This window comes from Hydrogenibacillus sp. N12 (assembly GCF_019645935.1).
GTDB lineage: Bacteria > Bacillota > Bacilli > Thermicanales > DSM-22653 > Hydrogenibacillus > Hydrogenibacillus schlegelii.
Map to the genome: position 1 here is coordinate 2,063,285 of NZ_CP080953.1, position 21,707 is coordinate 2,084,991.

Consider the following 21,707-nt stretch of genomic DNA (forward strand, 5'->3'; position numbering starts at 1 on the left):
ACATCCGGGGCCGTCGGCAACCCCGACATGAAAAACGCCGAGGGCGCCCCGGCGCAGTTGATTCACCGCTGATGATTTGTGTTTTTTATTCTGCGTTCCCCTTACGTCGCGGATTCACCGAAGGTTTCGGTTGAATGACCGATCCCGGAGAAGCGGTCGTCGGTCCCCTCCCCTTCTGCCGCTCGCTCCTTTTCCTTCACCTTCGCCCACTCCCGCTGCCGAAGCTCGACCCGGCGGATCTTGCCGGAGACCGTCTTGGGAAGATCGTCGACAAATTCGATCGCCCGGGGGTACTTGTACGGGGCGGTGATGCGCTTGACGTGCTCCTGCAGTTCGGCGACGAGGGCCTCCCGCCGGGCCGCGTCGGCGCGGACCGCCTCGAGGAGCGCCGGGTCTTTCAGGACGACGAACGCCTTCACGATCGCACCCCGGACTTCGTCCGGACTCGCGACGACGGCGCTTTCTTTGACCGCCGGGTGCTTGACGAGGGCGTCTTCCACTTCGAACGGCCCGATCGTGTACCCGCTCGAGATGATGATGTCGTCGGCGCGACCCTCGAACCAGAAGTAGCCGTCGTCATCCTTTTTCGCCCGGTCGCCGGTGATGTACCATTCGCCCCGGAAGGCCGCCTCGGTCCGCTCCGGGTCCCGGAAGTACCCTTTGAACAGGGGCGGAAAATCCCGCCGCACGGCGATGTCGCCGACGACGCCCGGCGGCACGATGCGGCCGAACTCGTCGACGATCTCCACCGCCCCGGGGACGGTCGGCCGTCCCATCGACCCCGGCCGGAGCTCGACGTCGATTGTCGTCGCCACGAGCAGGGTGTTTTCCGTCTGGCCGTAGCCGTCCCGGACGGTGACGCCGAAGACGCGCCGGAACGTGTCGATCACCTCGCGGTTTAAGGGCTCTCCGGCGCTGACCGCGCTCCGGAGCGCATCGAGCCGAAACCGCTCCAGGCCGTCGACTTTGGCCATCATCCGGTACTCCGTCGGCGTGGCGCAGAGGACGTTGATGCGGTACTTTTCCAAAAGGCCGAGATACCGCTCCGGATCGAAGCGGCCGAGGTAGTGGAAGCCCGTCGCGCCGCTCATGAGCGTCGCCACGAGGGGGCTCCAGATCCACTTTGCCCACCCCGGCGCCGCCGTCGCCCACACGACGTCGTCCGGCCGGATGTCGAGCCAGCGCTTGGCGGCGATCGTAAAATGGGCGTACGCCCAGCCGTGGGTGTGCATGACGCCCTTCGGGTAGCCGGTCGTCCCGGACGTGTACGAGAGGAAGGCGAGGTCGTCCCGCGACGTCTCGACCGGCTCCGGCGCCCCGACGGCGTCTTCGACGAGGGAGGCGAGGGTCATCCAGCCGGGCCGCGGCCCGCCGACGACGATCCGGACGGCGAGGCTCGGCGTCTTCTCCGCCACCGCGTCGACCCGCTCGGCGAGCGTCTCGTGGGCGATCACCGCCCGGGCCTCGGCGTGGTTCAGCCGGTAGTCGAGGTCCGCCGGCATGAGGAGCTCCGACCCCGGGAGGACGACGAGGCCGTTTTTGAGGAGGGCGAGGTAGACGACATACGTCTCCGGAAGCCGCGGCATGAGGACCATCACCCGGTCGCCTTTGACGAGTTCAAGCTCCTCAAGCGCCCGGGCCAGGCGGTCCGAAAGGTCCCGGAGTTCGCCGTAGGTCACCCGCCGGGTGTCGCCGGCGTCGTTTTCCCAAAGGAGCGCCGGCTTCGCCGGATCGTGGGCGAGGAGCGCCTCGGCGATGTTGAACCGCTCCGGGGCGAGGAGCGCCCGAAAGGCGTCCGTCATCGTCATCCCTCCGCTTCATGAATTATTTTTCATCGTTTTCTAAACCTTGGGCGGAGAAAAGGGCGGGGGCGGCGCCCTCTCGTCAGCGGACGAACGGGGTCGGGACTTTTCAAAAACCCGCACCTTCCGGAAGCGAAGCGCTCCACCGGCCGGGCTCGTCAGCGGACGAACGGGATCGGCCGGGGCGGGTCGCGGAAAAACGCCGCGACCGCTTCCGGCGTCACCTCGGCGAGAGACGCCGGCCGCCAGCGGGGGCGGCGGTCTTTGTCGACGACCTGGGCCCGGACGCCTTCGTAAAAATCGCCGTGCGCCAAAAAGGCATCCGCGACGCCGAGATCCCGGACGAGCGCCTCCTTGTACGTGCTCGTCCGCGCCCGCCGGAGGGTTTCAAAGATGACGAACAGCGACGTCGGCGACCGGCTCCGAAGGACCGCCAGCGTCTCCCGGGCCCACGCGTCCCCCGCCTCGGCGCCGGCCTCGAGGGCATCCACGATCGCCGGGACGCTCTCGCCGGCGAAATACCGCGCCGTCCGCTCGAAGAGCCCATCCACGTCCTGAGCCCCGCCGCCGGCGCCCTCGGCCGGCGCCCCGCCGTCCGGACCCGCTCCGGCCTCGCCCGGACTCCGGCGGCACCGCTCCCGGAGCGCCGTCAGGATGGCCGGCGCGTCGGCGCCGGCGGCGCCCGCTTCCCGAAGCGCCGCCTTGACCGCCGGCCACGCCGCCGACGGAAGGAAGCAGTCGGCGAGCCCCAGCCGAAGGAGGACGTCCGCGCCGACCGCCTCGCCGGTCAGGGCGAGGTAGCGGCCGGCGTGATGCGGCAGGCGGCTTAAAAAATACGACGCCCCGACGTCGGGAAAAAAGCCGATTCCCGCCTCCGGCATGGCCCAGCGGGTGCGTTCGGTCACGATCTTTACCGTCGCTCCGTACGAAAGCCCCACCCCGCCCCCCATGACGATGCCGTCGAGGAAGGCGACGACGGGCTTCGCATAGGTCAGGACGTAGTGATCGACGGCGTACTCCTCGGCGAAAAACGTCCGGGCGGTCGCCCGATCCGGCTCCTCCCGCGCCGCGTACAGCGCCCGGATGTCGCCTCCGGCGCAAAAGCCCCGCTCGCCGGCCCCTTCAAACACGACGAGGCGCACCGCCTCGTCCGCCTCGAAGGCTTCCAGGGCCGCGCGGATCGCCCGGATCATGGGGAGGTTGAGGGCATTGAGCTGCTTCGGCCGGTTCAAGGTGATCCAGCCGATGCCGTCTGCGATTTCTGCGCGCACTTCGTCCGTCGCGATGGGTTGGGCGTTCGTCTCCGCCATCTCGATCCGCTCACCCTTCCGTCTCGCTTCATCCTCGCTCGCCCAAGCGGCCTGGACGTCGGGGCCTTCCGCATCGCGAATTTACTACCCCTCGATTCGAAAGCTCATCGGTCCTGGAAGGTGGGTTTTCGCTTCTCGACGAAGGCGCCGACCCCTTCCCGGGCGTCCGCCGAAGCAAACAGTTCGCCGAACAGCGCCGCCTCCAGGGCGAGCCCTTCGGCGAGCGGCCGCTCCCGGCCGGCCAGGACCGCCCGAAGCGCCCGAGCGAGGGAGACGGCGCTTTTTTCTTCGGCGAGGGCCCGGGCATAGGCGAGCGCTTCGTCCCGAAGCGCCTCGTCCGGGACGACCCGCTGGACGATGCCGAGGCGGTGCGCTTCGGCGGCGTCGATCATCCGCCCCGTCAGGATGAGATCGAGGGCGGTGGCGGCGCCGACCGTCCGGGCGAGGCGCTGGGTGCCGCCGTAGCCCGGAATGAGACCGAGGTTCGTCTCGGGAAGCCCGACCTTCGCCGACGCGGCGGCGAAGCGGACGTGGCAGGCGAGAAGAAGCTCCATGCCGCCGCCCAGCGCAAAGCCGTTCACGGCGGCAACGACCGGCTTCGGGAGGCCTTCGATCCGGTCAAACGTTCGCTGGCCCCGCTCGGCGAGGGCCCGACCCCGGGTGGCGTCGCCCAACGCGCCCTGCATCTCCTTGAGGTCCGCTCCGGCGGAGAAAAACTTCCCTCTTCCCGTGACGACGACCGCCTTCACCGCCGGGTCGGCCGCGAGCTCTTGAAACGCTTCGTCGAGCTCCTGCAAAAGCCCCTGCGACAGCGCGTTCGCCGGCGGGCGGTCGATCGTCACGATCGCCACCCGGCCGTCCCGTTCGATGCGAAGACCTTCGCTCACCGTCCGCCCTGCGGTCCGCCGTCCGGCGGCGCCGCAGGGCGTCACCTCCTTTCTCGGGTTCGCGTTTCCCCGGATTCCGAATCGCCCACCGAATCTGGTCGGTTGGGGTCGAACCGCTTCAGCGCCGCCGTGGGCGTCCCCCCTCCGTCGGCGTCGCCGCCTCCCATCCGTCGGAGCCGCGACGGCCAGTCTCCGGCTCCGGCCCCGACCGGGCCCGTCCACCCCCGACGGCGCCCTCCGCCGGCGAACGCGCGCCTTCGCCGGCAGAGGCGACCCAAAGCGGCCCTTTCCGCCGCGGGCCGACGGCGCCCCGGACCCGACCGTTCAGAACCACCGGCTCGAGACGGTCTTTTTCCGGGTGAAGAACTGGACGATGTCCTTGCCGTTTTCGCCGATGACGCCGTAGAACGAATCTTTGTGGCCGCCGAACGGGAAGAAAGCGACCGGGAGCGGGATGTTGACGTTGATGCCGACCATCCCGGCGTCGATCTCCTCCCGGAAGCGGCGGGCGGCCTTGCCGCTTTGAGTGTAGAGGATGGCGCCGTTGGCGTAGCGGGAGCGGTTGGTGACGGCGATCGCCTCGTCGAGATCCCGCACCCGGACGACGGAAAGAACCGGCCCGAAGATCTCCTCCTGCCAGAGGCGCATCTCCGGCGTTACGCGGTCGAAGACCGTCGCCCCGAGGTAAAAGCCTCGCGGAAAGCGGGACATCGCCTCCCGGCCGTCGACGACGAGGCGGGCCTGCTTTTCTCCTTCTTCGATGTACGAAAGCACCCGCCGGCGGTGCTCCTCCCGGATGAGCGGGGTGAGCTCCACCCCTTCTTCGAAGCCGCTTCCGACCTTGAGCTTCCGGGCGCCGTCGGCGAGGCGTTCGACGAGGTCGTCGGCGATCCCCTCGACCGCCACGACGACGCTCGTCGCCATGCAGCGCTGCCCGCCGTTCCCAAAGGCCGCCCGGAGGATGCCGTCGATCGTCGGCGCGAGCACCGCGTCCTCGAGGACGACGGCGTGGTTTTTCGCGCCGGAGAAGGCCTGCACCCGCTTGCCGTAGCGGGCCGCCGTCTCGTAGACGTAGGCGGCCGTCTTCTGGGAGCCGGTGAAGTTCACGGCGACGATGTCCGGATGGGCGAGGAGGGCGTCCACGGCTTCTTTGGCGCCGTTGACGACGTTCACGACGCCGTCCGGCAGGCCGACCTCGTGCAGGAGTTCGACGAGCCGGAGCGTCGTCATCGGCGTCTGCTCCGACGGCTTTAAGATGAGGGCGTTGCCGGTCACCACCGCCCACGGGATGACCCAGAGGGGGATCATCGCCGGGAAGTTGAACGGCGTAATGCTCGCCACCACCCCGAGGGGGTAGCGGTACGTCGTCTGCTCCAGCCCCTCCGCCACCTCGGCGAGGGCATCGCCCATCATGAGCGTCGGCGCCGCCGTCGCGTGCTCGACGCTCTCGATGCCCCGGTCAACCTCAGCAAGGGCATCGGCGAGGCTTTTGCCGTGCTCGGTCGTGATCATCCGGGCGAGGGCCTCCCGTTCCCGGCGAAGCCGTTCCAGGTAAGCGTAAAGAAGCCGCGCCCGCTTGATGACCGGCACCTTCCGCCAGCGCTCGTACGCCGCCTTGGCGGCTTCGACGGCCCTGGCGACGTCGGCGGCGGTCGAAAGGGGCGTCTCGGCGATCACCTCGCCGGTCGCCGGGTTGTACACCGGCGCCGTCCCCGTCGCCTCGGCGTCGACCCAGCGGCCGCCGATGAAGTTTTTCAGGACCGTCTTTTCCTGCACCATCGTCATGGTCCTCATCCCTTTGTAATGTCTTGAATATACCGGTACATCGCCGCCATGTCCAGATCGCCGTAACCGGCCTCGATCGCCCGCTCGTACTGCGCGATGAGGACGTCGGTCATCGGGAGCTTGAGGCCCGCCTCCTCGGCCATCGCCTTGGCGAGCTTGAGGTCCTTGACGAGGAGTTTCGTCGTAAAGCCGGGTTCGTACCGGTTCTTGGCGATAAACAGGCCGTAATTCCGCTCGTAGATGCGGCTTTGGCCGTAGCTCACCTTCATGATTTCAAAGAGCTGATCGAGATCCATGCCCACCTCGCCGGCGAGGGTGAGGGCTTCGGCCACCGCCAGCGTGTAATAGCCGATGAAGTAGTTGTTCGTGAGCTTCACCACGGCGCCGAGGCCGACGTCTTCGCCGATGTGGAAGATGTTCTGGCCGAGGGCCTCGAAGATCGGTTTCCCCCGCTCGAAGGCCGCCTTCGGCCCGCCGACCATGATCGTGAGCGACCGGTCGACGGCCCGTTCCACGCCGCCGGAGACCGGCGCGCCGAGAAAATCGATCCCCCGCTCCCGGAGCGCCTCCGCCACCCGGTGGTAGACCTTCGGCGAGACGGTGCTGAAGTCGACGGCGAGGGTGCCGGGGCGGGCGTGGGCGAGGACGCCCCCTTCGCCGAGGTAAACCGCCTCGACCTCGACCGGCGAGGGGAGGCTGGTGAGGATGACGTCGCTCGCCTGTGCCACCTCCGCGACGCTCCCGGCGCCGCGGCCGCCGGCGTCGACGAAGGCCTGAATCGCCGCCGGCACGACGTCGTAGCCGGTGACGGCGTAGCCGCTTGCGACGAGGTTCGAGCTCATCGGCCGACCCATCTTGCCGAGGCCGATGAAGCCGATCGTCGGCTTTTCCATGGCGAGGCCTCCTTCAGAGTAGCGTCGCACCCACCAGAGTCGCGTCGCAGCCACCGCTTGCGTTCACAACCGGGCCGAAAGGACGTAGTCGGCCAGCGTCTCGGCCGCCCGGATGACGTCGACCGGCGCCGTCCCCTCGCCGCCGGATGCGGGGGGCGGGGCCGCGGATGATGCGCCCAGGTGCCGCTCCAGTTCATCCATATTCGTCCGGAGCGTCCGGCTTGCCCACGCCCCGGCGAGGGCGAGAAGCGCTCCGGCGGCATCGGCCGGAAGACCGGCCCCGGCCGCCTGGGCCCTCACCGTCCGGGCGAGGGTCGACTCGAGGGCGTAAAGGGCCGCCTGGGCGTCGGCGAGGCGCCGAACGACGGCCTGCGCCTCCGGGAGCGCGGGTCCAAAGCGGCGCCGGGCCGCCTCGAAGAGCGCGGAAAACCGCGTCGAGCCGGCATAGAGCACCGCCTCGGCGACCGCCGCTCCCTCCCGCACCGCTGAAGCGAGCGCCGAATCGGCAAACGGCCGCCGGTCCCCTGCGGCGGCGGCCGCCGTCTCCGGCGACGGCCACGGCTTGGGCGCCCCGTCTTTGCCGATGAGATCCCGCACCGCCGCCAGGCGGTTGATCTCGTTCGTCCCTTCAAAGATTCGGGTGATGCGGGCATCCCGGTAGAGGCGCTCGACTTCGTACTCCGCCATGTAACCGTAACCGCCGTGGATCTGCACCGCTTCGTCGACGTTCTCACCCTGCGCTTCGGTGGCCAGCACTTTGTTCAAGGCGCAGGCGGCAATCCGCTGCGACAGCGTCGCCGCCCGGCGCCGGACGACGGCCGCCCGGTCCGCTTCCGATGGACGGACGCCCTCAGGCAGGGGGGTGCCCGACGACGGAGGCGCGCCGCCGTCGGCCGAAAGATCCGCGACGATCGCCTTCTTGTCGCCGTCGAGCTCGCCGCCGGTGCGGTAGACCATGCTTTCGGCGATCGCGTGCCGGAGGAACATCTCGGCCAGTTTTTCCCGGATGAGGCCGAACTCGGCGATCGGCCGGCCGAACTGCTTTCGTTCTTTGGCAAAACGGACGGCGAAGCGGAGCGCCCGACGGCTCTGGCCGAGGGCGTAGACGGCCATCTTGTGCCGGGCGAGGTTCAGAACCGACAGGGCGACCCGGTGCCCCTCGCCGGGGGCGCCAAGGAGGCCCGCCTCCGGCACCGGCACCTCGTCGAGGATGAGGGACGCCGTCGGGCTCGCGTGAATGCCCATCTTCCGCTCCTCCGGCCCGACGGAAAGCCCCGGGCTCCCCCGCTCGACGATAAACGCCGTGAGGCCTTCCCCCTCCAGCCGGGCGAAGACGATGAACACGTCCGCCACCCGGGCGTTCGAGATCCACTGCTTTTCGCCGCTCAGCCGAAAGACGCCGGCCGCCGGATCCCAGCGGGTCCGGGTGCGGCCGCTTAAGGCGTCGGAGCCGGCGTTCGGCTCGGTGAGGGCGTAAGCGCCGATGCGCACCCCGGCGGCGAGATCGGGGACGTAGCGGCGCCGCTGCTCTTCCGTGCCGAAAAAGAGAATCGGCTGGGTGCCGACGCCGCTGTGGATGTTGAAGGAGACGCCGAAGCCGCCGGCCTCGCCGAGGGCTTCGGTGACGAGGAGGACGGACAGGGCGTCGAGCTCGAGGCCGCCGTACGCCTCCGGCACGTCGACGCCGGCAAGGCCGAGCTCGCCGGCCTCCCGATAAAGCGCTTTCAAAAGGGCGTCGTCGTGGGCTTCGAGCGCCGGAAGGTGCGGAAGCACGCGCTCTTCGACGAAGGACCGGGCCGTCGTTTCGATGAGCTGGTGCTCCGACGTCTTCGCCTCCGGGATGAGGATCGAGCGGACGAGCGGGTGAACCGGTCCGGAAAGCGACGCCTGCACCATCATCTCTCCCCCTTTCGGCCGCCGGCGGCCGTCCGGTCGCTCCGGCGGCGCAGATGCCCTCCGGAAGGAGCGCTTCCCGCGGCAGGACGTCTGCGGCCGCTTTGGCCAACACGCCGGCGAACAATTCGGCGAACTCGGCAACCGAGCGCTCGCTCGATCAACGGGATGGACCCCGCCCCTCTCCCTCGCGTCGCATCGCAACCCATCGCATCGTCACCGATCGCGATCAAAGCGCCTCGTGCGGCGCCGAACTCATTTGACATTTCTTCATTGACGATTGTATACGAGCGCTCGCTCGACCGCAAGCGCAAAAAACCGCCGTCCGTTTCTCCCGCGGAGATCGGTCGGCGGAGGAGCACAAACCGAGAAGATCGACGCGCGCCTACCCCTTTCGGGCCTCTTCCGGCTGAGGAAGCGTTCCGTAGCGGCCGTAGAAGTACGTCAGGGCGTCCCCATCGCCGTAGGCGTAGCGGCGGATTTCGCCGACGACGAGCAGATGATCCCCGCCGTCGTACGTCTGCCACGGCGTGCACTCAAACACCGCCAGCGCTTCGCTCAAATGGGGCGCCCACGCCCCTTCGGTCCACGGAACGGCGACCGGCTCGCGGGCGCGGCCGGCGAACTGATCCGACAGCGCCTTTTGCTCGGCCTTTAAAATGTTGACCGCAAACGGCGTCTCCGGCAGGTACCGGGCCGCCTGGATCTTCCGGTCGACGGAAATGAGAAGCAGCGGTGGATCCAACGAGACGGACGTGAAAGAATTGGCCGTAAACCCCCGGGGACCGTCGTCCGTCCGATAGGTGACGACCGTGATGCCGGTGGCAAAGCGGCCGAAAGCGTATCGGAGATCGCGCGTATCGAACATGGGCCATCCATCCTTTCGAAGATCACGAAGCTCCTGCTCGAACCGCTTCAGCGGCGGGCGGGGAGCGCCTCGTCGGCGTCCGGGAGTGCTTCGCCGGCCCCCGCCCGCAACCGATCCGACCGTTCACCTTCCGCCCCGCCGGGGACGGCATCGGCCGCCTGGGCTCTGGCCTCGAGCTCGGCTTTGGTGACGCCACCGACCGCCCAGTGGGTGCGGGGAAGCTCGTACAGCGCAATGCGAACGCTTTCCGGCGGCGCGCCGATCGCCTCGACGACGGCCTTCGTCACCGCCTTGATGAGCGCCGCCTTCTGGGCTTCCGTGCGCCCTTCCAGCAAGGTGATCTGAATAAGCGGCATCGTTTGAACGCTCCCCTCCGATTCTATCCTCAACAGCCTCGCGACCCGAACCCGGATCTTCCCGACCGCGCCCCGCGGAGCCCCCTGCACGGCTCGCCTAAAGGAGGCACGGCCCGTCTGAAACCGCCCCCGGCCCGATCAGACCAGGCGAAGGTGCACGCTTCCGGCGTGATCCAGCACGCCTTCCACCACGTCACCGGCCTCCACCGGAACGGCCTCGCCGATCGCCCCGGTGAGGACGACGTCGCCGGCGGCGAGCGGCGGAAAGCCGCGTTCGGCCAGAAGCCGCGCCAGCGCCAGCACCGCCGCAAACGGATGTCCGAGGACGTTGGCCGGCGTACCGAATCCGACGGCTTCGCCGTTCTTAAAAAGCCGCGCCCCCCAGAGATGGACGTCCTTCGAAGGCCGAACGAAGGCCGAACCGAGGACGAACCGGGCCGCCGAAGCGTTGTCGGCCACGACGTCCGGCAGGGTAAAGCGAAATCCCTCGTAGCGGCTGTCGATGACTTCCAGCGCGACGGCCATCGCCCGGATGCGCGAAGCGACGTCGTCGACGGTCTTCACCCGGTCCGGGTCCACCCCATCGCCGAGGATGACCGCCACTTCGAGCTCCACCCGCGGGTGAATGAGCTCCTCCCTTCGCAAAGGAGCCCCGTCCTGAAGGAGCATCCGGTCGAGAAGCTGCCCGAACACCGGAACGTCGACGTTCATCTGCTTCATCTTCGCCGGGCTCGTCAGCCCCATCTTATAGCCGATCCGGCGGGCGCCTGCGGCGAGATCGACCTCGATCAACCGCTTTTGAATCTCATAGGCCTGATCCAGCGAGAGCGCCATCGTTTCGGTAAGGCGCGGAATCGGCCGTCGCCGGAGGACCGCCGCCCGCAGATGCTCAACCGCCCGTGCCGCGCCGCCCTCTTCGGTCCACGCTTCGGTCATCCGCCGCGCCTCCCTTCGCCCCCCTCGGCCGCCGCGGCTCCGGCACCGGAAGGGGCTCCTTCCTCCGCCGGAGCAAATGTCATCTCCAGCGTCTCCCATCCGTCGAAAGCGACGGTGAACCGGTCGCCCGGGGCGGCGTCCACCGCCGCCGAGAGCGCCCCCGACAGGACGATCTCCCCGGCTTCCAGGGCGATGTCGAAGCGGCCGAGAAAGTTCGCCAGCCACGCCACGCTATACAGCGGATGCCCCAGGGCCGCGGCGCCGACGCCGGTGTTGACGAGCGTCCCGTTTTTGTAAAGCGCCATGCCCACCGCCGCCAGATCGACGTCTTCCACCCGCCGGGCCGCCCGCCCGAGCAGAAAGAGCCCCGACGAGGCGTTGTCGGCGATCGTGTCTTGGAGCTTGATCTTCCAGTCCCGGATGCGGCTGTCGACGATCTCGATCGCCGGGACGGCCGCCTCGACGGCGTCGAGAACGTCCAGATACGTCACGCCCGGACCCTTCAGCGTCCGTTTCATGATGAAGGCGATCTCGCCTTCGACCTTCGGTTGAAAGAGCGGCGCCCACGGCACCGGCGATCCGGCGACCACCTGCATCGTGTCGAGGAGGTGGCCGTAGTCCGGTTCGTCCACGCCCAGGAGGTTCTGCATCGCTTTGGAGGTGAGCCCGATCTTCTTCCCGACGACGCGGGCGCCTAAGGCCGTTTTGCGTTCGATGTTGAGGAGCTGGATGCGGTAGGCGTCGTCGGGCGTAAGCTCGGGATGGTCGGCCGTAAGCGGCGGGATCGCCGTCTTCGTTCGCTCGGCCTCCCACAGGCGATCGGCGAGGGCTTTAAGGTCGGTCATCGGTTCCCCTCCATCGGCCGCGGGAACTCATCCGCCGCCCTCAGCGGGCGGCGGCGGCTTCTTTTTGTTTTTTGAGCGCTAGGGCGACGTCGAGGATCATGTCTTCCTGGCCGCCGACGACTTTTTTCTTGCCAAGTTCGACGAGGATGTCCCGGGCGTCGACGCCGAACTGTTCCGCCGCCCGGTAGGCGTGCAGGAGGAAGCTGGAGTAGACGCCGGCGTAGCCTAAGGTGAGGCTCGCCCGGTCGATCTCGACGAGCCGGGGCACCCGGGGCCGGAGGACGTCTTCGGCGGCGTCCATCGCTTTGTAGAGGTCGAGCCCCGTCTCGAGGCCCCGCTTCGCCGCCGCGGCGGCAAACACTTCGAGGGGGGTGTTCCCGGCGCCGGCGCCGAGGCCCTTTAAGCTCGCGTCGATCCGGGTCGCGCCGGCGTCGACGGCGGCAAAGGAGTTGGCGATGGACAGGCCGAGGTTGTGGTGGGCGTGAAAGCCGACTTCGACGGTGTCCGGAAGCGCCTCCCGCAGGGCCTTGACGCGGGCGTAGGCGTCTTCGGGCAGCATCGCGCCGGCGGAGTCGACGACGTAGACGACGTCGGCGCCGTAGCTGGCCATGAGCCGCGCCTGGTGGGCGAGATCTTCCGGCGCGAGCATGTGGGCCATCATGAGGAAGCCGACGACTTCCAGGCCCAGCTTTTTCGCTTCCCGCATGTGCTGCTCGGAGATGTCCGCTTCGGTGCAGTGCGTGGCGATGCGGATGGTCTCGACGCCGAGTTTCTGGACCCGCTTCATGTCTTCGATGATGCCGATGCCGGGAAGCAGGAGCGCGGTCAGGCGGGCGCGCCGGACGACCTCCCGGGCAGCCCGGATGAGGTCGTCTTCGTTTTCTTTGGCAAAGCCGTACTGGATCGTCGAGCCGCCGAGACCGTCGCCGTGGGAGACTTCGATGTGGCTTACGCCGACGTCGTCGAGGGCCGCGGCAATGGCCCGGACGTCGTCGACGCTGAACTGATGCCGGATGGCGTGCATGCCGTCCCGAAGCGTGACGTCGGTGACGGCGATGCGCGGCGCCTTTGGCATGAGCTTCCCCGCCTTTCTGGAAGGTTTGGTTCGCCGGCCCCTGGGCAAGCGGCGGGCCGGAAGGCGTCCGCCGCTTGGCGCCGGCTTTTTGTCGGTTGGGGCCGGTTCGACCGGCGCGTTCCGCCCGATTCGCCGAAGCGCCCGGCGCACAAGCCGCCCGCGCCGGCGCTTACGCTTTCTCCTCGACGAGGGCCAGGCGGTGCTTGGCGATCTCTTCGCCGACCTTGACGGCGGCGGTCGTCATGATGTCGAGGTTGCCGGCGTAGACGGGGAGAAAATCGCCGAGGCCCTCGACTTCGACGGAGACGCTCACGACGCCGTCGCGGTAGACGATGTCGCGGTTCAGGCGGTAGCCCGGCACGTACGTCTGGATGTAGGCGACCATGTCGTGGATCGATCGTTCGATTTTGTCCAGAGTCTCGCGGTCGACGTCGCCGACGAGGCTGTAGACGGTGTTCCGCATCATGATCGGCGGCTCCGCCGGGTTCAGGATGATGATCGCTTTGCCCTTCTTCGCCTTGCCGACGACCTCGAGCGCCTTGGCGGTGGTGACGGTGAATTCGTCGATGTTCTGCCGCGTCCCGGGACCGGCGCTCTTGGAGGCGATGGTGGCGACGATCTCGGCGTACTGCACGGGCACGACACGCCCGACGGCGTAGGTGATCGGCACAGTCGCCTGCCCGCCGCAGGTGATCATGTTGATGTTGGGAGTGTCGAGGTGCTCGCCGAGGTTCACCGCCGCGGAGACGTACGGACCGCGGGCCGCCGGGGTGAGGTCGATCACCTGAATGCCGTGTTCCTGGAGCAGTTTCCAGTTCCGAATGTGCGCCTTGGCGCTCGTGGCGTCAAAGGCGAGATCCGGCCGCACGCCGGCCTCAAGCGCCTGCTTGAGGCCGGCGTCGAACGTCTCAAGGCCGAGGGAGCGGGCCCGCTTCAGGCCCTCGGATTCCGGATCGATGCCGATCATCCACACCGGTTCGAGATACGGGCTGCGGAACATTTTGTACATGAGGTCGGTGCCGATGTTCCCCGACCCGATGATCGCCACCCGCAACTTGCGGGACATCGCGGTCCCTCCTTTCGGCGGCCCCGATCCGGGGCCGCCGGTTTGGCCGTCGCGGCTCACCGATCGATCGACGAGAGGTTTCAAGGCCCGTCAAAGCTTGACGGTGATGTTGGTGAGCTCGGAATAAAACTCGACGCTGTGCATACCACCCTCCCGGCCGATGCCGCTCTGCTTCATGCCGCCGAAGGGCGTCCGAAGGTCCCGGAGGAACCACGTATTGATCCAGACCATCCCGACTTCCAGCTGATGGGCCACGCGATGGGCCCGCTTCAGATTCGTCGTCCAGACGGTGGCGCTTAAGCCGTACTCGGTGTCGTTCGCCCGGGCGATCACTTCTTCCTCCGTGTCGAAGGGCGAGACCGTCACCACCGGGCCGAAGACTTCCTCCTTCATCACCCGGCAGGTGTCCGGCATGTCGACGACGATCGTCGGTTCGAGATAATACCCCCGAGTGAGCCCTTCCGGTTGCTTGCCGCCGATGAGGATGCGTCCCTCGTTTCGGGCGATCTCGACGTAGCCCATGACGCGCTCCAGGTGTTCCCGGCTGATGAGCGGCCCGACGAACGTCTTCGGATCGAACGGATCGCCGACGACGAGTTCTTTCGTCCGCTTGACGAAGCGGTCCAGGAATTCCTCGTAGACCGGCCGCTCGACGTAGATGCGTGAACCGCAGAGGCAGACTTCGCCCTGGTTGTGGAAGCTCGAACGGAGGGTCATATCGATGGCCTCATCGAGGTCGGCGTCGGCGAAGATGATGTTCGGGTTTTTGCCGCCGAGCTCAAAGGATAGCCGCTTCAAATTCCGGGAGGCGTTGGCCATGATCGTCTTGCCCGTCGTCGTCTCGCCGGTAAAGGAGATGGCGTTCACGCCCGGATGTTCGACGAGGAAGGCGCCGGCGGAATTCGGGCCGAAGCCGTGCACGACGTTGACCACCCCGTCCGGGATGCCCGCTTCCTGGATCACCTCGGCAAGGAGCGTCGCCGAAAGAGGCGAAAGCTCCGCCGGCTTGACGACGACGGTGTTGCCCATGGCCAGAGCCGGCGCCATCTTCCAGGTGAGGAGCACCATCGGCAGGTTCCACGGCGTGATCAGTCCGACGACGCCGACCGGCCGGCGGATGGCGTAGTGGAGCTGCCCCGCATCGAGCTGATACGCTTCGGTGCCGACCGAGTGCAAATAATCCGCAAAAAAGTGAAAGTTGTACGCCGCCCGCGGGATTTCGTGCTCGTAAGCCGCCCAGTAGGGCTTCCCCGTGTCGAGGGTCTCGAGCCGGGCAAACTCCTCCCGCCGCTCCAGGATGAGGTCGCCGATGCGCCGGACCAACCGGATGCGCTCGGGGATCGAAAGACGACCCCACGGCCCCTGAAGCGCCCGCCGGGCCGCCTGCACCGCCCGATCGACGTCTTCCTTCGTCGCCTCTTCCACCCAGCCGAGTTCTTCCTCGGTCGCCGGGTTAATGTTCACAAAGCGCTTTCCGGCCGACGATTCTACAAACGCCCCGTCGATGAACAGCCGCGCATGATGGGTCTGGGCGACGGTCTGAACCATCCGCCTGCCTCCTTTCAACGATTTGATCAGATTATATATCAAAAATTAGGCGCGAGCAACCATCGACGCTTCCTCGCGATCGAAGGGACGTCCGCCGGCCGCCTGGGATTCTATGAAATTTGCTCAGGAGTCACGACTCACTCCAGATCTGAGTTGAGGCTCACCCGTGGATCACGAGGGTTCCCAGGTTCCCGAAATTTCCTACAACCCTGCTTCCCGGCCGCAACGGCAGGGGGGCGGTCATCCCCCCGGTGAGGATCACCGATCCAGCCGGGAGGGATCGACCCCGGCGCGCCAATTCCCCGCTGAGCCAGGCCACCGCTTTGACGGGACTGCCCATGACGTCCGCGCTCGATCCCCTCCATTCGTGAGACCCGTCGCTCAGGACGACGCTCAAACGCTCCAGATCGATGTCCGATGCCTCTCGCCACTCGCCCAGTACCACACCCGCCGCCGAAGAGTTGTCGGCCGTGTTATCGAGAAAGGTAAAGCGAAAGTGTTCGTAGCGAGAATCCACAATTTCCAGAGCCGGCGCCACTGCCTCAATGGCACCTTTCACTTGAGCTTCATCCAGGTCGGAACCATACAGTTCGCGATGCACGCGCACCGCAATCTCGGGCTCCACGCGCGGATGAATAAAGCTTTCCAGTGCCCGAGCGGGAGAAGATCGAAGCATGCTCGCCATCAGGACACCATAGTTGGGCTGTTCTACGCCCAGGGCGCGCCGCATGGCTGCACTGGTAAACCCAAGCTTAAATCCCACCGGGCGGTCTCCAGCCGCGCGGTAGAACGCGATCAGGTGATCCTGAATGGCATATGCGTCGTCCACCGTCATCTCCGGCCACTCTTCCGTTAGGGGCGAAATGGGGGTGCGCCTAAGACGCGCCTCCCATAGCCGCCTTGCCAAGTCCCGGTGCGGGATTCCCCCCATCCTTTTTCTCTCCTTTCAAGCCCACCGCAAACAAACCCTCCGCCACCGGAACGCAGTGGCGCGTTTTCTCAACGCCCGGAACATTCGGACCGACGTTTCTCCTTGCCCCCGGTGATGCACGGATGTATCACCTTCAATGCAGGAAAACCGGTGACGCGTTCAAAGAAACGCGCGTGTACGAAGAAACGCGATCGTCCGCCGGCGCAGGGCGCTGCCGGGCGGGCTAATTGCCCTCCCTTGCAGACTTCAACTCGGACATCTCAAGCGTACGCTTTAAATAGCTCATGAAGTTTTCAAATGAGCGCTGCTTTTGCTGCCGCATCAGTTCTTCCATCCGCCGGGCATCCTTGTGCTTCAACGCTTCCAGCATGCCCCAGTGCTCGCTCTGCGACTCGCGCATCGCTTCCGGCGTCTGAACGAAGATCCAGCGCGAGCGCGCCGACTTTTCCCAGACCGCCGTGACAATGCGATTGAGTTCCCGCCACGGAGAAAGGTCATACAGCGTCCGGTGGAAGGTGTAATTGAGCCGGCTGAACATCGCGGCGTCCCCCGCCTCGACGGCCCGATCCATTTGCCGGAGAAGCGCCTCCAGCTCCTCGATGACCTCCGGCGTCGCCTTGTCCACCGCCGTGCGGGCCAGGATCGGTTCCAACGCCAGGCGGATGGTATACAGCTCTTCCAGTTCCTCTAAGCGAATCGGCGCGACGCGGGCGCCGATATAGGGCTTGCTTTCCACCCACCCCTCCGCTTCCAGGCGCCGGATGGCTTCGCGGACGGGCATCGGGCTGATTCCGAGATCGCGGGCGATCTGATCGACGACAAGCCGCTCGCCGGGTGCGATCTCGTTGGACAGGATTTTCTCCTTGAGCTGTTCATATGCCCACTCGGCCCGCGTGGCCGGCATCTGAGTCATCGCTCATCCTCCCGAAGTGCAGCGTGTGTCCGCCTCGATTATATCACATATTTTAACAAAGAAGAGGCCCAAAGCGCCTTGGGCCTCTCCCCTATGAGCACGCGGCCGCACTTCAAGAGGACTCCCATCCTCGCTCGCCCCGTGCATACCGCCCGGGCGGTTCAGGTCGTCACCCCGGTAAAGCCTTCGATCCACTCCTGGCGGTGGTTGAAGTAGAAGATGCCGCGGGCGAGCTGATCCACCGTCCACTTGACGACCGGCATATCCGGATAGGCGATGTAGCCGCCGGTAAACACTTCGTTGCGGTTCCCGGACGGGTCGAAGTAGTAAATCGTCTGGCCGCGGGTGATGCCGTGCCGCTCGATGCCGACATCGATCGGCACGTCGTGTTTGGAGAAGACGTCGCCCGCTTTCCGCAGGTCGTTAAATTCGTCAAGCCAGAACGCAAAGTGATGCAGGCCCTCATCCTTCCCCGGGATGATGGCGATGTCATGCGGCGTATTGCTGCGGAAAAGCCACGCCGCAATGGGAACGTCGGAATCGGGCTTCTCGACGACCATCTCGCTCATGTAGAAATTGAGCGCCTTCATCAGGAAATCAACGGTCTCTTGCGGCCGCTCGGCGGTGATGAGGAGATGGTCAATCCGCGGCGCGCCGACGCCGATGAGCCCTTCCGGCCACGGCGGCGGATTGAGCTGCGGCAGCGCCTTGCCGACATACTCCATCTCGACGTAAAGCTCCATCACGTGCCCCGAGGGCAGCCGGAAGCGAACCCCTTCGCCGACTTTATGATTTTCTCCTTTGGAGAAGCGCGTCACGCTCGCCCCGTACTGAATAAGGCGCTTTTCCAGTTCGGCCAGGTCGTCGTACGTGTGCACTTTGAAGCCCATCTTCTCCAGGCCCGGCCGGTCGGCCTTTTTCAGGACGATCGAATGGTGGTCGTATTCGTCCCAGCCTTTCAGATAAATGGCGCTGTCCGTCCGGTCGGTCGCTTCCATGCCCATGACCTCGACGTAGTGCTTCCGGGCAGCCTCCAGATCCGTCACCCGGGTGACGACATATCCGAGCCGCATGATGCCCTCGCCCATCGTTCGAACCCTCCTTGTTCGATCTTTGTCACGGATCCTTTTTTGTTCCGGCGGGCTTTTTCAACGCCGCGATTTTTCCGGCACTTTGTTATTTGCAGGGCGTTTGCCTCGGTCGACCGGCGGCCGGATCGCGCATCGGCGCCGGAGGACCTCACGTCTGGCCTTCGCGCTTCAAGCGCAAAAGAAGCCGGGCCAGCGGGTCGTCTTTCGGCAGCATCCGGATGGCGATGTCACCAACGAGCTCCGCGCGGCACATGAGGATGCGGCCGTCGGCGCGTTCCTCGTCGGTCAGAGCGCCCCTGGAGTACGTGTCGCCGAGCATCACCTCCCCCTCGAGCAGCTCGACCTTGCAGTACCCGCATCCCCCGCTGCGACAGCCCGGAAACGCCGGTCGTCCGACGCGGCCGTAATACGTCTCCCGCAATTCAGACAGCAGGTTGGCGCCGGCGCGGCCGACGACGACCACACCATCCGGGTCGATGCGGATGCGGACCGCCCCCTTAGGCTCCGCCTTGCCGGCCCTTACCGTCTTCGGCGCCTCCATCGTCCGTTCCCGTCCTTCCGCTCTCGCCCGCATGTTTCTCCTCCGTGTGAAAGGGGCGGCGGTGAAGCCCGGCTCAGGCGTCCGCCGCGACGGCCAGGGCGGCCCGGGCGATGATTTCGTCCTGTTCTTCCGTCCCGCCGCTCACGCCGATCGCGCCGATCATCTCGCCGTCGATGACGATCGGAAACCCGCCGCCGAAGATCGTCAGATCCGGCGTGTGCGGAAGGCCGTGCAGGAGGCGGGGGTTGTCCTTGATCATGTCGTACCACTTGCCCGTCTCCATCCCGAACGCCGCCGCCGAATAAGCCTTCCGCTGGGCGATGCCGATCGAAAGCAGGGGGGCGCCGTCCATGCGATAAAACGCTTTCAGCTGGGCCGAAGCATCGACGATGGCGATGTTCACCCGTGCCCCCAGTTCTTCCGCCTTCCGGACCGCCGCCTCCAGCATGCGGGCGGCCAGCGCCAGGGAGATGTGCTTGACGGGGATGTACCGCTCCACCCGCTCGTCCTCCTTTTCCACCGCGCCGAATCCGCGCACCGAGCCACGCACCCGGTATCTGATATGATATCTAACATCGAAAAAGGCGTCAATGTCAATTAATTCATCAAATGCTTCAAGTAAGCGCCTCCGCCACCTTGCCGACGAGCTCCATCCCCGGCTTCAGGAATTTCTGCCCCTTCCGCCAGCCGGCCGGGCAGGCGACACCCGGATTGTTGCGCACAAATTCGAAGGCTTCCAGCAGCCGGAGCGTCTCCTCGGCGTTCCGGCCGACGTCGTACCACGTCACTTCCTGCGCCCGAAGGATGCCGTCCGGATCGACGAGGAACGTCCCCCGAAGCGCCGTCCCGTCCGCTTCGTTGTAAATGTTGAAGAGCCGCGCCAGCCGCCCGTTGTGATCGGCGGCCATCGGGAAGCGGACGTCGCTGAGGAGCCGTTCCGACTCCAGCCACGCCTTGTGGGTGTAGACGGTGTCGGTGCTCACGCCGACGACTTCCGCCCCGAGAGCCCGAAAGGCGTCATAGTGCCGGGCAAAGTCGGCGAGCTCCGTCGGACAGACAAAGGTAAAATCTGCCGGATAATAGACGAGGATCGTCCACCGCTTCTCCGGCGCCGACGGGCCGAGGTGGATCGTCCCGTCCGCCTTCGTCTCCGGAAAGTAGGCCGGAAGCGCGATGTCCGGCAGCGCATCGCCGAGTTTCAAGACGGCCTGCCCTGCCTCCACGCCTCATCCCTCCTCCCCAACCATCGGTTGGCGCCATCGGAGCGGACTGGACTCCGTGGCCTCAGCGGCGCCGAAAGACCGTTCCGACGTCGTCTGGATTGACGAGATCGGATACCGTCCAGCCTTCAAGGTCATATTCCGCCATGCACTGTTCGGCGAATTCTGTGAAACGCTTCGCGTCGCCGGTCTGCAGCGCCGTAAGGAGGACCTCCAGGCGGATGTTCTCATGGTTGCCGGCGTAGTTCCGCTCATAGAGCTCATGCCGACCGCCGAATTCCGAGCCCACGGCATCCCAGAGCAGCTTCATCAGCTTCACGCGGTCTTTGGCGTCATAGCCGTTCGAACCCCGGACATACTTTTCGAGATAGGGCCGGATCTCCGGATCGAGGAAATCTGCGGCGCTCGACGGCAGATAAATGAGGGCGCTGGCCAGATCTTTCTCAATCAGATCCTTGATCTTCGGGTAGGCTTCCGTCGCAAACACCCGGTACGCCAGACCCGGAGCCAGGCTCGGCAACACGTAGTCGCCGACCCACGGTTCGGGATTGCGCACCTGCGCCTCGGACAGCGACCAGAACAGGTGCCGCCAGGCGATGATCTCCCCGACGCGGGCCTGAACGCCGCGAAAATCTTTGACACCCGTCGCCTCGATCGCCTTGAGCACAAGCCCCGCGATAAAGTCGAGCTTCACCGCGAGCCGCGTCAGACCGTGCAGCGTAAAGCGATGGATAAACCCGGAGAGCGGGAAGAAGGTGTTGACCTTTTCCACGTCGCCGTAGACGAAGATGTTCTCCCACGGGACCAGGACCTGGTCAAACACCAGGATCGCATCGTTCTCATCCAGGCGGCTGGAGAGCGGATAATCAAAGGGACTGCCGGCCACGGCGGCCACGTATTCGTACGACTGCCGGCTGATCAGTTTGACGCCTTTGGCGTTCATCGGCACGGTGAAGATCAGGGCGAATTTTTTGTCCTTGATGGGGATCGGCCCATAGTGGGCGATGAAGTTCATGTGCGTGAGCGCGCTTCCCGTCGCCACGACTTTGGCGCCGGAGACGATGACGCCCGCGTCGGTTTCTTTTTCCACGTGCATGAAGACGTCGCCCACTTCTTCAATCGGCCGGTTCCGGTCGACCGGCGGGTTGACGATGGCGTGGTTCCAGAAGATGAGCCGCTCCTGCGTCTCCTTGTACCACCGCTTGGCGTTTTCGTGATACGGCGCATAAAAGTCGCTGTTGGCCCCCAGCGTCCCCACAAAGGCGGCCTTATAGTCCGGCGCCCGCCCGAGCCAGCCGTAAACGACGCGCTGCAGCTCAGCGATCGTGTCGCGTCCTTTGATCAAATCTTCCGCACTTTTGGAGGCCCGGAAATACGGATGCGTCCAGCCGCCGCTTCCGGTGTCGGTCGGCACCGTCCATTTCCAGGCTTCCGGTCCGCCCCGCTTTTCGTCTTCTTCATGTAGCTGATGGATGCGGTCATACCAGCGGGCGAACATCCGAGCCGCATTTCGGTACGCGGGGTGGGTGGTAACGTCCTTGATGCGTTCCCCATAGATGTACACCTCACGCCCGTCCCGCAGGCTCTCCAAGTATTCTTCACCGGTAAAAGGACGGGTCGCACTTTTTTGTTCTACAGTCATTTCGAATCCCTCACTCCTTTTGCGATTTCTGAGCTTCCCTTCGCTTGTTTCCGCTTTCAACCGTTCCCAGCCCCTACACTCCCTCCTCGCGTTTTTTTCCTTTCG

At 66.0% G+C, this 21,707-nt stretch carries 20 protein-coding genes; all 20 read right to left on the minus strand.

Going from position 1 to position 21,707, the window contains the following annotated elements:
* Positions 1-101: 101 nt before the first annotated feature.
* Positions 102-1,802 (minus strand): acetate--CoA ligase, encoded by a 1,701-nt coding sequence (locus K2M58_RS09660; protein WP_220677379.1) that lies wholly within the window; start codon positions 1,800-1,802, stop codon positions 102-104.
* Positions 1,803-1,960: 158 nt separating this feature from the next.
* Positions 1,961-3,112, minus strand: coding sequence for an enoyl-CoA hydratase/isomerase family protein (locus K2M58_RS09665; RefSeq protein WP_220677380.1), 1,152 nt, complete (start codon positions 3,110-3,112; stop codon positions 1,961-1,963).
* Positions 3,113-3,216: 104 nt separating this feature from the next.
* Positions 3,217-4,044, minus strand: a complete 828-nt coding sequence (locus K2M58_RS09670) for an enoyl-CoA hydratase-related protein (RefSeq protein WP_338066083.1) — start codon at positions 4,042-4,044, stop codon at positions 3,217-3,219.
* A 279-nt stretch (positions 4,045-4,323) separates the two neighbouring features.
* On the minus strand, positions 4,324-5,784 hold the full coding sequence (locus K2M58_RS09675; RefSeq protein ID WP_220677381.1) for a CoA-acylating methylmalonate-semialdehyde dehydrogenase: 1,461 nt from the start codon (positions 5,782-5,784) through the stop codon (positions 4,324-4,326).
* 5 nt (positions 5,785-5,789) lie between these two features.
* Complete coding sequence (locus tag K2M58_RS09680; RefSeq protein ID WP_289628283.1) at positions 5,790-6,707, minus strand: NAD(P)-dependent oxidoreductase; 918 nt, start codon at positions 6,705-6,707, stop codon at positions 5,790-5,792.
* Positions 6,708-6,740: 33 nt separating this feature from the next.
* Complete coding sequence (locus K2M58_RS12900) at positions 6,741-8,573, minus strand: acyl-CoA dehydrogenase family protein (RefSeq protein ID WP_220677383.1); 1,833 nt, start codon at positions 8,571-8,573, stop codon at positions 6,741-6,743.
* A 382-nt stretch (positions 8,574-8,955) separates the two neighbouring features.
* Positions 8,956-9,438, minus strand: coding sequence for a flavin reductase family protein (locus tag K2M58_RS09690; RefSeq protein ID WP_220677384.1), 483 nt, complete (start codon positions 9,436-9,438; stop codon positions 8,956-8,958).
* A 47-nt stretch (positions 9,439-9,485) separates the two neighbouring features.
* The gene (locus K2M58_RS13030) at positions 9,486-9,794 is read right to left on the minus strand and encodes a 2-hydroxymuconate tautomerase (protein ID WP_220677385.1); all 309 of its coding nucleotides are present in this window, start codon (positions 9,792-9,794) and stop codon (positions 9,486-9,488) included.
* 138 nt (positions 9,795-9,932) lie between these two features.
* Positions 9,933-10,730, minus strand: a complete 798-nt coding sequence (locus K2M58_RS09700) for a 2-keto-4-pentenoate hydratase (RefSeq protein ID WP_066199488.1) — start codon at positions 10,728-10,730, stop codon at positions 9,933-9,935.
* Positions 10,727-11,575 carry a 2-keto-4-pentenoate hydratase gene (locus K2M58_RS09705; RefSeq protein WP_220677386.1) on the minus strand — a complete coding sequence of 283 codons (849 nt, stop codon included), beginning with the start codon at positions 11,573-11,575 and terminating at the stop codon, positions 10,727-10,729. The genes K2M58_RS09700 and K2M58_RS09705 overlap by 4 nt, the downstream gene beginning before the upstream one ends.
* A 40-nt stretch (positions 11,576-11,615) precedes the next feature.
* Positions 11,616-12,650 (minus strand): 4-hydroxy-2-oxovalerate aldolase, encoded by a 1,035-nt coding sequence (gene dmpG / locus K2M58_RS09710; protein ID WP_066202658.1) that lies wholly within the window; start codon positions 12,648-12,650, stop codon positions 11,616-11,618.
* Between the two features lie 169 nt (positions 12,651-12,819).
* On the minus strand, positions 12,820-13,716 hold the full coding sequence (locus K2M58_RS09715; protein ID WP_220677387.1) for an acetaldehyde dehydrogenase (acetylating): 897 nt from the start codon (positions 13,714-13,716) through the stop codon (positions 12,820-12,822).
* A gap of 90 nt (positions 13,717-13,806) precedes the next feature.
* Entirely contained in the window at positions 13,807-15,264 is a 1,458-nt protein-coding gene (locus K2M58_RS09720) for an aldehyde dehydrogenase (RefSeq protein ID WP_220677388.1), read from the minus strand.
* A 160-nt stretch (positions 15,265-15,424) separates the two neighbouring features.
* The gene (locus tag K2M58_RS09725) at positions 15,425-16,099 is read right to left on the minus strand and encodes a 2-keto-4-pentenoate hydratase (RefSeq protein WP_252393452.1); all 675 of its coding nucleotides are present in this window, start codon (positions 16,097-16,099) and stop codon (positions 15,425-15,427) included.
* Between the two features lie 319 nt (positions 16,100-16,418).
* Entirely contained in the window at positions 16,419-17,108 is a 690-nt protein-coding gene (locus K2M58_RS09730) for a GntR family transcriptional regulator (RefSeq protein ID WP_066201856.1), read from the minus strand.
* Between the two features lie 161 nt (positions 17,109-17,269).
* Positions 17,270-18,196, minus strand: coding sequence for a catechol 2,3-dioxygenase (locus K2M58_RS09735; protein WP_066201852.1), 927 nt, complete (start codon positions 18,194-18,196; stop codon positions 17,270-17,272).
* Between the two features lie 151 nt (positions 18,197-18,347).
* Complete coding sequence (locus K2M58_RS09740; protein ID WP_245637682.1) at positions 18,348-18,773, minus strand: 2Fe-2S iron-sulfur cluster-binding protein; 426 nt, start codon at positions 18,771-18,773, stop codon at positions 18,348-18,350.
* A gap of 40 nt (positions 18,774-18,813) precedes the next feature.
* Complete coding sequence (locus K2M58_RS09745; RefSeq protein WP_281180929.1) at positions 18,814-19,278, minus strand: GlcG/HbpS family heme-binding protein; 465 nt, start codon at positions 19,276-19,278, stop codon at positions 18,814-18,816.
* Positions 19,279-19,354: 76 nt separating this feature from the next.
* Entirely contained in the window at positions 19,355-19,963 is a 609-nt protein-coding gene (locus tag K2M58_RS09750) for a peroxiredoxin (RefSeq protein WP_220677390.1), read from the minus strand.
* A gap of 61 nt (positions 19,964-20,024) precedes the next feature.
* Entirely contained in the window at positions 20,025-21,602 is a 1,578-nt protein-coding gene (locus tag K2M58_RS09755) for a 4-hydroxyphenylacetate 3-hydroxylase N-terminal domain-containing protein (RefSeq protein WP_220677391.1), read from the minus strand.
* Between the last annotated feature and the right edge of the window lie 105 nt (positions 21,603-21,707).

Excerpts from the sequence above, each read along its gene's own strand:
- K2M58_RS09660 (WP_220677379.1), bottom strand. The coding sequence starts at position 1,802 with ATGACGGACGCCTTTCGGGCGCTCCTCGCCCCGGAGCGGTTCAACATC.
- K2M58_RS09735 (WP_066201852.1), bottom strand. The coding sequence starts at position 18,196 with ATGGGCGAGGGCATCATGCGGCTCGGATATGTCGTCACCCGGGTGACG.
- K2M58_RS09665 (WP_220677380.1), bottom strand. The coding sequence starts at position 3,112 with ATGGCGGAGACGAACGCCCAACCCATCGCGACGGACGAAGTGCGCGCA.
- dmpG (WP_066202658.1), bottom strand. The coding sequence starts at position 12,650 with ATGCCAAAGGCGCCGCGCATCGCCGTCACCGACGTCACGCTTCGGGAC.
- K2M58_RS09730 (WP_066201856.1), bottom strand. The coding sequence starts at position 17,108 with ATGACTCAGATGCCGGCCACGCGGGCCGAGTGGGCATATGAACAGCTC.
- K2M58_RS09715 (WP_220677387.1), bottom strand. The coding sequence starts at position 13,716 with ATGTCCCGCAAGTTGCGGGTGGCGATCATCGGGTCGGGGAACATCGGC.
- K2M58_RS09740 (WP_245637682.1), bottom strand. The coding sequence starts at position 18,773 with ATGCGGGCGAGAGCGGAAGGACGGGAACGGACGATGGAGGCGCCGAAG.
- K2M58_RS09725 (WP_252393452.1), bottom strand. The coding sequence starts at position 16,099 with ATGACGGTGGACGACGCATATGCCATTCAGGATCACCTGATCGCGTTC.
- K2M58_RS09720 (WP_220677388.1), bottom strand. The coding sequence starts at position 15,264 with ATGGTTCAGACCGTCGCCCAGACCCATCATGCGCGGCTGTTCATCGAC.
- K2M58_RS13030 (WP_220677385.1), bottom strand. The coding sequence starts at position 9,794 with ATGCCGCTTATTCAGATCACCTTGCTGGAAGGGCGCACGGAAGCCCAG.
- K2M58_RS09755 (WP_220677391.1), bottom strand. The coding sequence starts at position 21,602 with ATGACTGTAGAACAAAAAAGTGCGACCCGTCCTTTTACCGGTGAAGAA.
- K2M58_RS09675 (WP_220677381.1), bottom strand. The coding sequence starts at position 5,784 with ATGACGATGGTGCAGGAAAAGACGGTCCTGAAAAACTTCATCGGCGGC.
- K2M58_RS12900 (WP_220677383.1), bottom strand. The coding sequence starts at position 8,573 with ATGGTGCAGGCGTCGCTTTCCGGACCGGTTCACCCGCTCGTCCGCTCG.
- K2M58_RS09690 (WP_220677384.1), bottom strand. The coding sequence starts at position 9,438 with ATGTTCGATACGCGCGATCTCCGATACGCTTTCGGCCGCTTTGCCACC.
- K2M58_RS09700 (WP_066199488.1), bottom strand. The coding sequence starts at position 10,730 with ATGACCGAAGCGTGGACCGAAGAGGGCGGCGCGGCACGGGCGGTTGAG.
- K2M58_RS09705 (WP_220677386.1), bottom strand. The coding sequence starts at position 11,575 with ATGACCGACCTTAAAGCCCTCGCCGATCGCCTGTGGGAGGCCGAGCGA.